Source organism: Duganella hordei, assembly GCF_040369125.1.
In the GTDB taxonomy this organism is placed as follows: Bacteria; Pseudomonadota; Gammaproteobacteria; order Burkholderiales; family Burkholderiaceae_D; genus Rugamonas; species Rugamonas hordei.
Genome location: NZ_BPWI01000004.1, coordinates 319,053 through 334,564, shown reverse-complemented (window position 1 = coordinate 334,564; position 15,512 = coordinate 319,053). Strand labels below are relative to the sequence as shown.

Here is a 15,512-nt window from a genome sequence, read left to right as displayed (position 1 = left end):
CGCGACGAAATCGAAAAAAACTTTGCCCCTTCCGGAAAGCAAGCATAATTGGCAAACCGACACAGGAAACTTACCAGCCAAAATGAAGCTCCATTCCCTTCAGATATCTAACGTCCTCAGCTTTGCCCATCACGACAATATCTTGGACGCTCCGATAGTCAAGTTCGAAGAGGGGTTGAACATACTGATCGGGCAGAACGGCGCGGGAAAATCCACCGTCCTGGAGGTGATCAACTTCGTGTTCAAGAGGGTAGTGCTCGCACAGTTCCAGAGGAACCAAGACCTTTACGAGCGGCGCAGCTCCGTCGCGCAGCAGGAGGTCCGGCAGGTGATCACCCGCCGGACCGACCAGCAGGCGGTGACCTATGGCGGCTTCCTGCCGAGCAGTCCCTTCCTTGGTGCGCTGGCATATATCCGTGAGCGCCGGGTTGGCCTGTCGGTCTACTTGGATGACCCGGAGGTATCGATCGATACGAACCATCTCGAGCGCGCCCTGCGCGTCATCCCGATGGGTAAAAAGAACTGGCTGTTCAGCTGGACCGAGCTAGGCGCCAAACATATCGGCATTGTGCAAGGCCTGCTGGCCACGTGCCGGCTCCATGACATCAATCCGTATGATTACTTCGTGGACGTGCTGCAGCGTGTCGGCCATCCGGCATCGCTGGTGCACCAGCTCACCCCGCGGATCTGGAAAGAGCTCTTCGCGGCAAATCCATTACGCTCGGAGCTGCATGACCTTGGCGGACGACGTGCTTACGCCGTCGCTTGATCGCTAACGCGGCTTCGTCTACTTGTTCGCGGTGATGGACTGGTTCAGCCGGCGCGTGCTGGCCTGGCGCCTGTCGAACACCATGGACACCGATTTTTGCATCGAAGAGGTCGAGGAGGCGATCGCGTGCTACGGCAAGCCCGAGTTCTTCAATACCGACCAGGGGCAGCCAGTTCACCAGCATCGAGTTCACCCAACTGCTGCTCAAGAACGGCATCGCCATCAGCATGGATGGCAAGGGCTGCTGGCGCGACAACGTGTTCGTCGAACGCCTGTGGAAATCGGTCAAGTACGAAGAGGTCTACCTGCGTGCTTACGAGGGCGTGAGCGAGGCGCGCGCCGGCATCAAGCGTTATCTGGAGTTCTACAACACGCGCTGCCCACATTCGGCGCTTGACGACATGACCCCGGATGCGCATGCTGGGTGCCGCCGAAACAACTGCATATACGGTTTTACCTCCCCGGCGAAATGGCTCTTATAGATACGTTCGAATGCGTCGCTTCTGAAACGAACATTGAAATGCTTACTTTGCTTAGCGAGTTCTCTGCCGATGCCCTGCGCGATGACGGGGAAGTAATTTCTGGCCCAACCGCCAATGCTGTAATTGCCCGTGCCCTTGGAAATCTAAATATGATTACGGCCGGCGGAAAAATCTGCCGAAAATCATTTGCGCCCGAGTTCGCGCGACGCTTTGGATTTCTTCGACCTCGCGCGGATTTTTCCAAAAGCGTTTCGGCGGCCAGTATCGAGATCCTTTGCCGAAGCCTGGACAAACCCAATATTTGGCGACAGAGTATCCAAAACGTATTGCTTTTGAGCTGGCTGTTCGGGACTTGGAACGTTTTCAAGGAACAGTGTCTTTCGTGTGCGAATCGCGCGTAATATGAATTTCGCTCTGTCGAAGGACATCTCCTCTTTTTGGGCGGCGAAGGGTTATGAACGGCTTTCAAAAAGCGCGGAGAGATGGCGGTCCGCGCTATATCAGCTACGCCATTTGCACTTAGCGCACACCAGCTCGGCGCTGCCCTGTTTCATGCTGCTGGCGATACGGCCTGACTTTGGAGATCGAAATTATTGAATATACCGTCGCGGGCTTATACACCGACGAACTCTTGCCCATATAGATTCGACAAAAGAGTGGGTGGCAGGTGCGTGAAAATTGTTCACATAATTGGTGATTTTAGGTATTGCACGTACCGTGCATTCAATGAGAAACTTGCCGGTTCAAGAATTGCCGAATAGGATATATCTCCTGCCCACTCCCTCGAATTCGAGGGTATCCGGGCATGGTGAAGCGGCGTACCTTCAATTTATCTAACTAAATTGGCAATTTACGCAGTGCGAGCCTGAGCTTGGCGACTGGTACGGGCGCTGCATGAAAAACGGGGCGGATGGCCGCTGGTCGCCCAAGAACTGAATCGCTATCAAAGTAAGGTAAAGAACTACCATGAGCAAACTCCTCGCCGGCCTTCTGCTGGCAGCAGCAGCATTGACGGCGTCGGCCGCGGATCGCTTTCCGCTGGCCGACGTTCGTCTTGGCGCCGGTCCCTTCCTCGATGCCCAGAACCGCAATCTGCATTACCTGATGTCGCTCGATCCGGACAAACTGCTCGCGCCCTTCCAGCGAGAAGCCGGTTTGCCGCTGAAAGCGCCGAGCTATGGCAACTGGGAATCGCACGGCCTGGACGGCCACATCGGCGGCCACTATCTGTCGGCGCTGGCGCTGCTGTATGCGTCGACCGGCGACGCCATGGTCAAGGAGCGCCTCGACTACTTCGTCAATGAACTCAAGAAGTGCCAGCAGGCCAACGGCAACGGTTACATCGGCGGCATCCCGGAAGGCAGCAAGGCGTGGCAGGACGTCGCCAAAGGCGCGATCAAGGCCGACAACTTCACGGTCAACGGCAAGTGGGTCCCCTGGTACAACCTGCACAAGACCTTCGCCGGCCTGCGCGACGCCTATCACTACGGCGGCAACCAGGACGCGCGCGCCATGCTGGTCGGAATGGCCGACTGGGCGCTCAAGCTGACGGCAGCGCTGAGCGACGAGCAGATGCAGTCCATGCTGCGCAGCGAACATGGCGGCATGAACGAAGTGCTGGCCGATGTGTACGAACTGACCGGCGACAAAAAATACATGGCGCTGGCGCAGCGCTTCTCGCACCAGGCTTTGCTGCAGCCGCTGGAACAGGGCAAGGACAAGCTGACCGGCATGCACGCCAACACGCAGATCCCGAAAGTGATCGGCTTCGAGCGCATCGCCGCGCTGGGCGGCGACCAACAGATGCACAAGGCCGCGGAATTTTTCTGGCGCACGGTACACGATCACCGCACCGTGGCCATCGGCGGCAACAGCGTCCGGGAGCACTTCCACGACGACGAAGACTTCTCGTCGATGATCAACGCGGTCGAAGGCCCCGAGACCTGCAACACTTACAACATGCTGCGCCTGACGGAGATGCTGTTCCGCCGCGACCCGAACGTGCGCTACGCCGATTACATGGAGCGTGCGCTGTTCAATCACATCCTGTCGTCGCAGAACCCTGACACCGGCGGCCTCGTCTACTTCACGCCGATGCGGCCGAACCACTACCGCGTGTATTCGGAGGTCGACAACTCCATGTGGTGCTGCGTCGGCTCCGGCATCGAGAGCCAGTCCAAGTATGGCGAATTTATCTACGCCCATGAGAAAGATGTGCTGTTCGTCAACCTGTACACGTCCTCAACGTTAGAGTGGCATGAGAAGGGCGTGCGCATTACCCAGACGACGCGCTTTCCGGATGCTGACACCAGCAGCCTGAAGATCGATGGCGATGGCGTATTTACCGTTAAGCTGCGCTATCCGGGCTGGGTTGCGCGCGCTGCCATGCAGGTGAAGGTCAATGGCAAGCCGGTCAAGGTCAATGGCAAGCCGGGCAGCTATGTGAGCGTCACGCGTCACTGGCGCAAGGGTGACCGCGTCGACGTGACCGTACCGATGCGGACGACCCTGGAGCGCCTGCCGGACCAGTCGAACTATTATGCGGTGCTGCGCGGGCCGATCGTGTTGGCGGCCAAGACGCAGCCCTTCCCCAACGAGAAGCTCAACGTGTTCGCGGGCGATTCGGGGAGCCAAGTCCCCAGCGGGCCTGTGTGTCCGCTGGAGGCGGCGCCGATGTTCGTGAGCGACACGCGCGACTTTGTGAAGAAGTTCAAGGCGGTCAAGGGCGAGCCGATGACGTTCACCGCGCCGGGGCTGATCCAGGGCGGCGGCGCGGCGGTCATGAAACTCATCCCGTTCTTCCGGCTGCACGATTCGCGCTATATGATCTACTGGCCGTATTCGACCCCGGCCAGCGCGCAGGACACACGCGAAGCGACGGCCAAGGCCGAAGCCGAGCGCATCGCCCTCGACGCGCAGACCATCGATCAGGTGGCGCCGGGCGAGCAGCAACCGGAGTCCGATCACGCGTTTGCGGGCGAGGGCGCAGACGCTGGCGTCGCCAAGGGCAAGCACTGGCGCCATGCAAGCGGATGGTTCAGCTATGTGTTGAACGACCGCAAGCTGGAAGCGAAGACCCTGAGGTTGACCTTCAGCGGCGGCGATTCTGGCCCGACTTTCGATGTGCTGGTCAATGGCCGGGAGATCGCCACGGTCACGCTGGAGAAGAATACGCAGGAGTTCTACACGAAGGATGTGGCGATTCCGGCTGAATTGCTCAACGGGTCGCTGACGGTGAAGTTCGTCGCCAAGCCGGGGTCGATCGCGGGCGGATTGTACGGGCTACGTTTGCTGCGTTAGCCTGGCATCTGGTGCGCACCCTGGTGCAGCGCGGCAACAGGACCGGCCGGTGGCGCTGACCGCGCCCGACTTGGCCTGGCTGGGCGGCGCAATTGCCACCGGCGGTGTGGCCGGGCCGGTGCTGCTGATGATCGGGCTGACCCTGACGCCCGCCTCGGCGGCCTCGTTGCTGCTCAATATGGAAGGGGGGCTGACCGCCATGCTGGCCTGGTTCGTCTTCAAGGAAAATTTCGACCGCCGCATTTTCATCGGCATGCTGCTCATCGTCGTTGCCGGCGCCCCGCTATCGTGTGAGCAGATTCCAGTGCTGGGCGTGCCATGGGGCGCGCTGGCGATCATGGGCGCCTGCCTGTGCTGGGCCATCGACAATAAGCTGACGCGCAAGGTGTCGGCCAGCGACCACTCCAGATCGCCGAAATCCACTTGGCCGCAGTGCGAATTAGGAGCGAGTTATCGTTCCTAAATCCAGCGCTCGGCTCATCTTTGGTGCGTATCGCCACGACCACGTTTCAATTTCACAGCGTCAAAATCGACGACGACAAACCTAGCAAGCTTAGTGAACTGACCAACACAATTGATAGTTGCAAGTGCATCGCGTCTCTGCCTTCTATCTTGCTGGTCCGAACCGTATCGGCTGGGAGGTAGGTACGCCTCCATCGCCGCGCGCGTGCTACAAAGATAAGGCCATCAAGCGGTTAAAACAAACAGTAGTGAAGTCGCGTTCATCCGAACAATAAGCTGAACCTTTGACTTTGCAATACCCCCTTATCTACATTGCAACACTCGTCGCCGCTAACCCACAGACGGCTCAATGCCGGCCTCTGTCAATCGCTCACCAGGCATACCTGCTGAGGTTCGCGGAGGCATTTGTAATCTTCGGCGTCGCGTCGGTCGGGCGTGCTCAGCCTGACGATCCTTGGTCACGGGGCGAAAGGTGGCGCGCTGACCAAACGTTGCCGCCAACGGCCGTACAGGAACACGCGTAGCAGACCGCTTCCTTCGTGGTATGAGATTCAAACTTGTCCATGTCTGGCTCCGTGTTGTTGATCCCGGAGTACATTGTGCCGGCCTGACGAACCGAAAGATACAACGCCGCTCAGGAACCGGTTACCTACTGGAATCCAGTCGATCTGGTTTTTAATCACTTTCTGTGGTTGCCCTGATGCGATTGGCTCTTCCAACTCGTCAGCCTAGTTTACGCTTCTTTCCTCAGTCGCCTTGATTGCACCGTATCTCGGTATAGAGTGATCGAAGAGCGCGGACTGCGCGCCGTGCCAATGCTGTGATTGCTTTGGACGAACTGATGAGACGCGTGCCAATTACTGATGACGACGTCGCTAGATGGAAGGCGCAAGGACTCGGCCTTGGTGAAGGCGCACACTACAAACCCTGGATCGATGTTCGATGTTTTTCGTCGAGAGGGCGGATGAGTCGTCGCCTTGGTGTGACGACAGGCAGGGTGCATCACCTCTTTTCCGATAACGAAAGTTGCTTCTTCCTGATGGCGGATTACGCAGCCGACGTCGTGGATATTCGTGAGCAGTTTCCATTGTTTCCTGAGTCGGCAACCCAGCACGTTGCATCATCGTTGGGAGTCCGTCATCCAAGCTATCCCCGAAGCCGAACGCCGATCGTCATGACGACGGATTTTCTGCTTACGAGGATTGATAAGTCCGGCAAGCGATACTTGGTAGCCTTTAGCATCAAAAGCGCGGACGACCTGCGCGGCCGAAGCCGGAAATCTGTGCTGACCAAACTGGAGATCGAGCGACGATATTGGCTTGTGCGCGGTGTTCCATGGTACCTATTCACAAATGCTGAATTCGACAAGACCGTCATCGACAACCTGGAGTGGCTCAGCTACTTCATGGTGGAGCATGATGTCGACCGTGATGCTTTCGAAGCGCAGCTGCCCCGGTTTCTTGCAGCGTTCAACACGCCATCCTTACAAGGGCTCATGCTTGCAGACCGCCTGCGGGAGTGCGCGGCAGTGTTCGGCGCCGCTGTTTCGCCAGAACTGGCGGCTGACATGTTCCGCTATTGCGCCTGGCATAAATTGATCAACCTCGACCTGCGTGTGCCGATCGGATTGCGCTGTATTCCGGTGGTTCTGCCCATCGCATCCGACCCGCGATTCACCTGTGCTCAAGAAGGTGGCCACAATGGATCTATTGTGTCCTGCTGAGGTATTCGAGCCGGTGCCAGGCGTTGTGGATACAGGCTTTGCATGCGCGCAGCGTGTTCTGTGGGTCGTGCCCGATGAAGACGTGCTCGTCACCATCGGCATGCAAAACCCGTTGAAGAAGCCGGATGTGCATAGCCTGCGGACGGTGATGGGGCTCCTGAACGATGGCATGCTGCAGCGGGTCGAAGTGAAGCTGAGGCCTTACCTGTTCCAGCCCGAGGAAGCGATCTTGCGACGAAGCCTGGACGTCAGGGATCGAGCCTGGGCGATCATTGAACCTCTAGTACGTGAAGACTGCATTCCTGAAATTTATCTCCCGCGCACCCGTGGCCGTCTGATCCTGGCGCGCGCTGCGGAATTGGGGCTCGACCCCAAGCAGGTGTATCGGCCCTTGTACCGGTATTGGGCTTACGGGAGCTGTGTCGACGCGCTTATCGCGTGCTATGACTTGTGTGGCCCGTCTGGTCAGCGGCAGGAGGCCGGATCGAATAAGCGCGGCCGGCGGCCGGACCGGGTCAAACTACAGAACGATCAATCTGTGCTCGGGCCGTCGAGAGCCGAAGTCCGGACGAAAATCGTCCAGGGAATTCATGCCTTCCTGAAGCCCGGTGTGACGATCAAGAAGGCCTGGGAAGACACCAAGCGGACATACTTTAAAACTGCCGAGATTGAACATGGAAATCTGCTGATCCCGGTGCCACCTGAAGCGCACGAAGCGCCGTCGCTGCACCAGTTCAAACAGGTCGTGAAGGAGATGAACCACGATTTTTCGCTTACCAAGCGCAACATCAGCACGACTACCTGGAACCTTAAACATCGCGGAGTACTGGGATCTTCCAGGAACCGGGTATTCGGGCCCGGGGCACGGTTCGAGATCGACGCGACCATCGTCGACGTCTACCTGGTATCGGTGTTCAACCGCGCCTGGCTGATCGGGCGGCCCGTCCTGTATGTCGTGGTCGATGTCTTCTCCCGGATGGTGGTGGGCTTTTATCTCGGGCTCGAGGGCCCGAGTTGGGAGGGCGCCCGGTTGGCATTGTTCAATGCGTTCTCGGACAAGACCGATTTCTGCCGGCAGCTGGGCATCGACATCAGCCCGGATCTTTGGCCATGCCGCCATTTGCCTCACAAGCTACTGTGTGATAACGGAGAGCTGAAATCCAGGGCGTCGGATGCGTTGCCGAAAGAGTTCGGTATCACCATCCAGAACGCCGCGGTTCGCAGGCCTGACTGGAAGCCTAATGTGGAGCAGCAGTTCAACCTCATCAATAATGACACCATCCATTTCGAGCCGGGGGCATTGAACCGCAGGCTGGACGAGATGAAACGACGCCACTGTTCGCTCGACGCTTCGCTGACACTCCCTGAGTTGAGCCGGATCCTGGCAAACAAGTTGATCAAGTACAACCTGTCTGCTTACCGCGCTGACGCACTACCCAATGAAATGCTGGGCGAGAATCTCATGGATGCGACCCCGCTAACGGTTTGGAATTGGGGTATGGAGCACCTGACGGGAGGAGCGAAGGTGCTCGAAAAACAGAGGGTATGGACGAAGCTGTTACCTGCCGCAACCGCATCGGTCCGGCGTGACGGTATCTATTTTCATGGGCGTCGTTACGCGTGCGAGCGAGCTGTCCGCGAAGAATGGTTTGCACGGGCAAGAACAAACGGCAAGGTCGAACCGATCGAGATCCGTCACTTGCCGTATGCGCCCGCGTGCATCTGGATTCTCAACGCCACGTCACGCGAGTGGGAGCCCTGCGAACTGTTGGACAACAACGAAAAATATAGGTTGGCCCGTCTGGAAGAGATGCTTGATCGCGCCAAGCTGCTTGGTTTGGAAGCGGACCGCAAGGCCTCGGAGCTGCGGCAGGTGTGTGCCACGCTGGATACCGAGTGCGAAGCCATCACGGCGGCCGCAAAGAAGGCCGCAGCGCAAGCCAAGCGGGGACTGAGCAAGACCGAGAAGAAGGCGAATGTGCAGGCGAACCGGGCCTTCGAGAAAACTGCCGAGCGAGTCGAACACGCGCGTGATGCGGCGCAGTCATATTGCGATCCGCCGGCGCAGGACAATGTGGTGAAGTTGCGGCCCGATATGCGAAAACAAAATCCGCTCGACGACATCTGGGGTCTGTAACGGACCGGCTCCGGGAGCGGTGGTCATGATGGAGCAGCCGATGAGTACCGATCATTCTTCGCCCACGTATGTCGAGCAGAATATCGCGGAGTATCGCGACAACCCGCTGATCGAGGCGCTCCCCCCGATCCTCACGGAGAAGGAAGCCGCGAGGGCGATGATCCTTCGTCCGCAGATCCAACCGGAAGAGCGTGCGATGTCGACCGAGGAGCGCTGGCACCTGCTTGCACGACTCAAGTATGTCGTGATCCCTCGTTTGATTTTCTATGACGTGGAACGCACCATCTCGCGCCTGCTCCGGGCGGGCTACGTCGTCCGCAATCCGATCGAGGCGGCGACCTGGCGCAGTATCTATACCGCCCAGGATCGCGAGCAGTGGCGAAACCTCGACTGGCAACTGATCCCGTGCGAATCGCAACTGCTCATCGTCGGACTGAGCGGGTCTGGAAAGACAACCTGCGCCGATGCGATTTTGCGAACCTACCCCCAACAGGTTGTCCATCACGCTTCCTGGCGAGGGCGCCATCTCCCGATCACGCAACTCGTATGGCTGAAAGTGACCTGCCCTAAAAACGGCTCGATCTCGAGTTTCTGCCGTGAGTTCGCGCGACAGGTCGACGCAGCTCTCGGCACCGGCGGCAAATACGAAAAATTGTTTTCACGGACCGGAATGCGTGAGGACATGCTGGAAGGCGCTATGCGCCAGATCGCTGCGACCCACTTCCTCGGCATCCTGATCATCGACGAGATTCAGCGGCTCAGTTTGCAGAAGACGCATGGCACAGCGCCGTTGCTACATTTCTTCCAGGATTTGCGTACGGTCCTTCGGGTGCCTGTTGTGGAAATTGGTACCAGCAAGGCAGCCAACCTGTTCACCAATGAGATGAAGGACGGCCGCCGGGCTTCGGAAAGCGGCCTGATCCAGTTCGAACGGCCGCCAAAGCGCGTAAAGGAATGGGACGATTTCGTTCGACGCATCTGGACATATCAGTGGGTCCGGCAACCACGAGATCCGGATGACGAGATGCTGGATACGGTTTTCGATCTCAGTCAGAGCATCCCCGATTTCGTCGTGTTGCTCTTTAAGCTTGCACAGCAGCGGGCCATGCTCGATGGTACCGAAACGCTGACGCCGAAGCTCCTGCGGCAGACGTATGACGACGGCTTGGCATTGCTTCATCCTGCGATCAATGCGCTGCGCACGAATACGACGAGGTCGCTGTTGCAATACGAGGATTTGCTGCCGGTCGACGAAGCGTTGGCGAAATTGCTCGAGTTTCCGAAACAGGTCACGGTCGCGCAGGATTATCTCGACCAGCTGTTTCCGGTGACGGGTTTTGCCGCGCCGGCAGCGGCGACTGGGCAGAGCGTATCACCACAGTCGTGTGACAGTAGCACCGAACCCGTCGATTCCGGTGCGGTCGATCCAGCATTACCGCCTGGGTACGTGGACATGCGGGCCGCGGCGGATGCGGATGATCCGCACCAGTACCTGGTCGAGAAGGGGATGATCAGTCATGAAGGCGTCAACTTGGGCGGTCGTCGATGAATGGGCGGCGAAACCATCCGCAGTCCTGGAAGCGAAGCCGGCAGGAAAAGCTGGCGATGTCATCGTGCCCGAAGAGACGATATTTGGCATTGTGTCCCGCTACCACGCATTGACGGGGCATCCGACCTCCGGGGACACGCTGATCGAATTGCTGAACCGGCGATGCGTTACCTTGGGCACGGCGTTTCCCAGTGGCCTGAACCAGATCTCGAAGGATCTCCGGTTGCCGGTGAACACGATCGAGGAACTGATCGAAGGACACACGATCCTTCCGTGCTTCAGGCCATTTATGCACCACGCCCATTACACACGGATTGCCGATTCAGTGGCGACGGGCACGGCGAGCTGTACGAAAATCACCTTAGGACTGTTGGCGAGCCGCGTGGGAGCGGAAGATGTGCTGCGATTCTGTCCCGTCTGTGCTGGGGCCGACTGCGAGACGATCGGCATAGCGACGTGGTATCGCGCGCACCAGTTCCCAGGTGTTCTCGTATGCCCTTATCACGGGGTTCCTCTCGTCGCATCCGATTGCCTCGCGCAGCGCCTGAAACGCACGCAGTTATTTCTTCCAGCTACGGCCGCGAAGTGGAACAGTCAGAAGAGCGTTTCGAACGTCGACGATCGGGCACTTGAAAAATTAGTGATCGTCTCGCGGCTCATTGCTCAGTTATTTTTGCTGCGGGATGTGCCAGTCGATCCGCTGACCTGGCGGAACCATTACCTCGCCCATTTGGTGGACCGGGACCTGGCTAAGGCCAGCATGAGGGTTCGTCAACGAGCATTGCAAAGCGCACTCCTCGATTTTTGGGGGAGCGTGAGGAACCTGCCCCCGTTTGATGGCATATTCGCGCGCTGCGCTGGGGACGATTCGTGGTTGACAAGTCTTTACCGCCGGCCTCGTGCCGCGCACCACCCGCTGCTGCATGTTCTGCTGATCGGGTTTCTGGCCGAGAGCGTCGAATCCTTTCTCTGGACTGACATCCCTTCCCCGGCGGTCACTTCCGTGCCTGACGAACAGGCATCCACAGCTACGGCATGCAAGATCGCCGCGCTGGCGGCCGAGGGCCGGTCGATGCGTCAGGTGGCGAAAGAGCTCAGCCTGTCTGTCAACGCGGTCCTGGTCAAAGCGGAAAAAATCGGCATCGGCTTTACGCGCAGGTCCAAGAAGCTCGATGTCGCGGTCCGTTCGCGAGTGCGGTATGCCTTGGCGGCGGGCGATGACATCGCGCACATTGTGAACACGACCGGACTGTCAGCATCGACCGTAAATCGCATTCTGGGAGCGGATCGCGGCCTGCAAACTCAGCGTATCGCCACCATGCGGGAGCAGCGGCAGACACAGGCGCGTGACAAGCTGAGAGTCGCCTTGGTCGCGTCACCATTAGCCGGATTCAAGGCGCTCCAGACGGCGCTGGGGGCCGACTTCATTTGGCTGTACCGGCACGACCGCGCCTGGCTCCAGGCTCAGCTTCCCACCACACTTCGGATTGTCGAGCGGACCTCGTCAGTTGATTGGTGCGCCCGCGACAGGGTGATGGCGGAGCGCGTGAGGTTGGCGGCTGGAGAGATACTGGATCCGTCGAGATGCCCGAGGCGTGTAACCCTCAACGAGATCGGACGATGCACTGGCAACGCATCGTGGCTCGACAAGCACCTTGCGCGGTTACCCCGAACGGCAGAGCTGCTGTCCCAAGTCCTTGAACCAGCTGCCGCGTTTCGGGCGCGGCGACTTTCCTGGCGTGAGAAACATTCCGCAGACGTGCTAGGTTAGCGGCTACACCGAATGGTTAAGGGGAACTGGTCTGCATCTTTATCTTTTTGGGCCTCGTCAGACTCGGCAATTTGAGTCTGATCTTTCGTGTAGTACCGTCGGCCAGCAGGAGGAAATTCCCGTTCCGGGCAAGGACCTGCCCAGTCGCGTTGGATGCCGCGTTCCGCAAGCAGCCGCGTTACGGTTTCAGCGTCGTAAGGAAGCGATAAGTCGACATCTCGAAAAAAGTGCATCAGCACGAGGGAGCGATGGTATTCCACTCCTGAGCGAGCTCTGACCACGCTGATCGCAGCACGCTTGTGCGTCAGCTTGGCCCATAAAATCCGCCGAGCATAAAAGTGCCAGTTGGACTCTGCGTACTCTTCCAGCGCTCGTAGCGTTGCCGGAAAGGCGTGTTGATTGAGCGCTGTAGAATTCCAGCCTGCCTCTTTGGCAAGACGGTTGATCGTAATTTTTTCTGGTTTGGCGACGGATGCATACAAGGCGGCGGCTGTCGCCATAACCGAGCGTGCCCGCTCGCCATCTTTCTCGCTCCTGCGCGGAACTTTGGCCGGGCCTGCTGGCTTGGGTTTCAGTTGCTGAAGTTTTCGTCTCAAAAGCGTAATCGCTTCCAGATCGAGAGAGACAAGCCGTTTCATCAAACCATAATGCGATTTCCACAAGTTTTCTATGGTGCAATCAGGAATATCGCGAGCACGCACAGCAAGCTCGCGCAAAAGACCTGCGATTCGTTGCTCTATGCTGGGCTTGCTGGCTTTTCCGGTGCCGACGCCGACGGTCCGTCGTTTCACAACGGGTCGTTCAATGCTACCCGTTCGCTCATTTCCGCCAGTCGCACCGATGGCAGCCAGGAACTGGGCGGCATCGCGAAACAGGAAATGCGCAAACAGCAGATGGCGGCCGAGTGGCGGTTCCGTGACGCTGTAGTCGTTCAGCATCTTCAACCATTCGCTCAGCCGATCGTCACGATAGGCCGCATCCGTCCTTCTAAGAAAATCTTTCCCGTAGAATTTTTCCATTTCGGTCTTTATGCGGACACGGCTTACTTTTTCATTGCCCCAACTACAGCCGATAGCGCGCGCACGGTCACGATAACTCTCGACCAGTACACGTGTTGGTACCGCTGAGTGTGGGGCTGACTGCAGAAGGGCCGCAGAGAACCGGGCGTAGGATAGCGCGACGGGATCTACGTCCTGCTCTGACGATATACTATCGAAGATATATTTCTTGCAAGTACATCGCTTCCAGGGGACGAGAGCCAGATTGTAGCCCCGACGGAATGAACACTCGCAGTGAGGGCATTTGTAAAGCAAGGGGGAAGCGTGCTTGCTGCACACTTCTACCCCGGGTATTTGATGGGACCGGTGAATGTAGCGAACACCACAGGTAGCCAGATCTTCGCGCAGGCATTCCAAGCAAAGTCGGGTCGGCTCAGCTGAAAACCGTTTTGGCGCCTTTGTGGCTTTGTTCGAAGCCGTCCTTCTCGAGCTGGCAGGGAACGACAGCCCGTTGAAAATTGCAAGTAACGGGTACAGCGTGTGCGCGCGCAAGATCTCCAGTGTGCACGCTTCCACATCTTCACCTATCCGCGGAGCGAGCATTTCGAGGTGCGGGGGGATCCAGGCAGACAAATTGAATGGGGCGCAGTGGAATAGCTCCTGGAAGGTGGCGGTCGGCGTCCGGTTACAGCTCAGTATATGAAACCTTCCGACAACGGAAATGATGACTTCATCTGGCAAGGACGGCGCAACGAGGGAATGTCCGGGGCCAAGTGCTGCGAGGGATATTGGCGTATCACCCAGCAGCACTCGCTGTTCGTGATCTGGCTGCACCAGAGGATCTGATGATATTCTTGTTGCCATGATGGCACCGCTGCCCTATCGGACGAGCCTTAAGGTCGCCTTGCTGGTTCTTACTTTAGGCCGCGCAGCGGTTGGGCACAAGGGCGCGTTCGGCTGGTGGAACTGGTATCTGCCACTGATGGTCGCCAACTACTGTTTTGAGCGTTTGCGTGGCGCAATTTGACAAACATTGGCGGCATGTCAACAGGGCATCCCAACTACCGCAGAGCGAGATTTGACAAACATTGACGGACCGGTAACATGCCTAAGCTGTTGATTTTACAGACACGGATCTGACAAACATAATTTGATCTATTCAGCTGTGTGAGCGATAAATAAAAGCGTGCCTTGAACAGGAAATGAAAGCGCTATTTTCCGGGGGAAGATTCTCTCGGAAAGCTGCATGAAGCGCGGTCGCAAACGGTTTTATTTCCCTGTTGGTTGACCCTCGTATTATGCGTTCGTGAAGCCCCTGAGCGCTCTCAATTTTTCAGTGAATGCGGCTGCAGGCATGGAATTTCAGCTATGGCACTTCTTGTTTTCGAATGTGTACTTTCCTTCACTCTTCATAGCCACTGAGACGTAGCCGTCGTCCTGGAACGAGATGAATGCCGCCGGGTCAACGTTTTCGCACTTATGCTTCGAGTGGTACTGGGTCGTCACGAGCGCCTCCTGGATATACGGCATCGGCACAAACGACCCCACGCGCGCAATGGCAACACCGGCCATCACCACGAAAATGGCCAGAGCGCCAGTGCCAATCGGCCGCAGAACGAACTGGAATGTGCCTGCCATCTTGTCCCACCATGGGCGGTACGTCGGCGGCCGGCGGCCGGTAATCAGACGATAGGCCATATTCTCCACCTTCTTCTGCAGCAATGGGGGCGCTGCGCCAGTCAGATTACGGACCAACGTCGTCGTCCAAGCGCCCAGAATCATCGCTACTGATTGCATCCCCATCACCACCACAAGGAATCCTGACACGACCAATGCCAACGAGAACGGATAGACCACCGCCGATACGAGGCGCACGAACTCCGGCATCTTCGCAGGGTCGGCCTGGGAGACGGTGAATGCGAGGTGATTGGCAATTACGTTGGACGTGAAGATTGTGGCCGTACCCAAGAATCCAACTATGGCAATGATTGCGCGCGTGGCCAACTTCGACTCAAGCAGGTACTTCAATCGTGTGTACCAGTCGGCAATGGTTGCTGCGCACAGCACAATGCCCGCCACGCTCATGCAAATGAGGCCTACTGTCATCCAACGAAACAAATGGACCAGTGGTACCGCGCAGCAGAAGGCTGCGCAGACTGAGTACAACGCCAAGGCCACAGGTGATGCGAGGTAGACTTTACGCATTTGGCGAAGCCTGCGTACCATCGACCACTTGTTGTACCACGTCACCTTGCGCACTTGACCTACGGCGTGCCTAACAACGCAGCAGAAGAAGATGAAAAACAAGACTGCCCCCCGAC

The 15,512-nt window shown here is 57.9% G+C and carries 11 protein-coding genes and 1 pseudogene; 10 read left to right on the top strand and 2 right to left on the bottom strand.

What is annotated here, in order from left to right:
- Nucleotides 1–82 precede the first annotated feature (82 nt).
- From ABWW33_RS12120 to ABWW33_RS12075, 9 genes and pseudogenes are all read left to right on the top strand, one after another.
- Nucleotides 83–769 carry an IS66 family transposase gene (locus ABWW33_RS12120; RefSeq protein WP_176653237.1) on the top strand — a complete coding sequence of 229 codons (687 nt, stop codon included), beginning with the start codon at nt 83–85 and terminating at the stop codon, nt 767–769.
- 7 nt (nt 770–776) lie between these two features.
- A pseudogene (locus tag ABWW33_RS33125) lies at nt 777–1,251 on the top strand (transposase); the annotation flags it as partial.
- 38 nt (nt 1,252–1,289) lie between these two features.
- Nucleotides 1,290–1,652, top strand: coding sequence for a hypothetical protein (locus tag ABWW33_RS12105; RefSeq protein ID WP_176653238.1), 363 nt, complete (start codon nt 1,290–1,292; stop codon nt 1,650–1,652).
- 565 nt (nt 1,653–2,217) lie between these two features.
- Nucleotides 2,218–4,551, top strand: coding sequence for a beta-L-arabinofuranosidase domain-containing protein (locus tag ABWW33_RS12100; RefSeq protein WP_176653239.1), 2,334 nt, complete (start codon nt 2,218–2,220; stop codon nt 4,549–4,551).
- A 49-nt stretch (nt 4,552–4,600) separates the two neighbouring features.
- Complete coding sequence (locus ABWW33_RS12095; protein WP_413447436.1) at nt 4,601–5,014, top strand: EamA family transporter; 414 nt, start codon at nt 4,601–4,603, stop codon at nt 5,012–5,014.
- 840 nt (nt 5,015–5,854) lie between these two features.
- Entirely contained in the window at nt 5,855–6,736 is an 882-nt protein-coding gene (locus ABWW33_RS12090) for a TnsA endonuclease N-terminal domain-containing protein (protein ID WP_176653240.1), read from the top strand.
- A complete protein-coding gene (locus ABWW33_RS12085; protein ID WP_176653241.1) occupies nt 6,693–8,873 on the top strand; it encodes a TnsB C-terminal domain-containing protein in 2,181 nt (726 codons plus the stop codon). The genes ABWW33_RS12090 and ABWW33_RS12085 overlap by 44 nt, the downstream gene beginning before the upstream one ends.
- A 25-nt stretch (nt 8,874–8,898) precedes the next feature.
- Nucleotides 8,899–10,422: an ATP-binding protein gene (locus ABWW33_RS12080; protein ID WP_353401790.1), complete on the top strand. Its 1,524-nt coding sequence runs from the start codon at nt 8,899–8,901 to the stop codon at nt 10,420–10,422.
- Nucleotides 10,391–12,193, top strand: a complete 1,803-nt coding sequence (locus tag ABWW33_RS12075; protein WP_176653242.1) for a TnsD family Tn7-like transposition protein — start codon at nt 10,391–10,393, stop codon at nt 12,191–12,193. Before ABWW33_RS12080 ends, ABWW33_RS12075 begins: the two co-directional genes overlap by 32 nt.
- Here ABWW33_RS12075 and ABWW33_RS12070 read toward each other — a convergent pair.
- Complete coding sequence (locus ABWW33_RS12070) at nt 12,190–14,055, bottom strand: TnsD family Tn7-like transposition protein (protein ID WP_176653243.1); 1,866 nt, start codon at nt 14,053–14,055, stop codon at nt 12,190–12,192. The two genes, ABWW33_RS12075 and ABWW33_RS12070, sit on opposite strands and share 4 nt — an antisense overlap.
- Here ABWW33_RS12070 and ABWW33_RS12065 point away from each other — a divergent pair.
- The gene (locus ABWW33_RS12065) at nt 14,054–14,218 is read left to right on the top strand and encodes a hypothetical protein (protein ID WP_353401788.1); all 165 of its coding nucleotides are present in this window, start codon (nt 14,054–14,056) and stop codon (nt 14,216–14,218) included. The genes ABWW33_RS12070 and ABWW33_RS12065 overlap by 2 nt on opposite strands.
- 335 nt (nt 14,219–14,553) lie before the next feature.
- Here ABWW33_RS12065 and ABWW33_RS12060 read toward each other — a convergent pair whose 3' ends face one another.
- Nucleotides 14,554–15,396 (bottom strand): hypothetical protein, encoded by an 843-nt coding sequence (locus tag ABWW33_RS12060; protein ID WP_353401786.1) that lies wholly within the window; start codon nt 15,394–15,396, stop codon nt 14,554–14,556.
- Nucleotides 15,397–15,512 lie beyond the last annotated feature (116 nt).

Excerpts from the sequence above, each read along its gene's own strand:
- ABWW33_RS12120 (WP_176653237.1), top strand. The coding sequence starts at position 83 with ATGAAGCTCCATTCCCTTCAGATATCTAACGTCCTCAGCTTTGCCCAT.
- ABWW33_RS12105 (WP_176653238.1), top strand. The coding sequence starts at position 1,290 with ATGCTTACTTTGCTTAGCGAGTTCTCTGCCGATGCCCTGCGCGATGAC.
- ABWW33_RS12100 (WP_176653239.1), top strand. The coding sequence starts at position 2,218 with ATGAGCAAACTCCTCGCCGGCCTTCTGCTGGCAGCAGCAGCATTGACG.
- ABWW33_RS12090 (WP_176653240.1), top strand. The coding sequence starts at position 5,855 with ATGAGACGCGTGCCAATTACTGATGACGACGTCGCTAGATGGAAGGCG.
- ABWW33_RS12080 (WP_353401790.1), top strand. The coding sequence starts at position 8,899 with ATGATGGAGCAGCCGATGAGTACCGATCATTCTTCGCCCACGTATGTC.
- ABWW33_RS12075 (WP_176653242.1), top strand. The coding sequence starts at position 10,391 with ATGAAGGCGTCAACTTGGGCGGTCGTCGATGAATGGGCGGCGAAACCA.
- ABWW33_RS12065 (WP_353401788.1), top strand. The coding sequence starts at position 14,054 with ATGATGGCACCGCTGCCCTATCGGACGAGCCTTAAGGTCGCCTTGCTG.
- ABWW33_RS12070 (WP_176653243.1), bottom strand. The coding sequence starts at position 14,055 with ATGGCAACAAGAATATCATCAGATCCTCTGGTGCAGCCAGATCACGAA.
- ABWW33_RS12060 (WP_353401786.1), bottom strand. The coding sequence starts at position 15,396 with ATGCGTAAAGTCTACCTCGCATCACCTGTGGCCTTGGCGTTGTACTCA.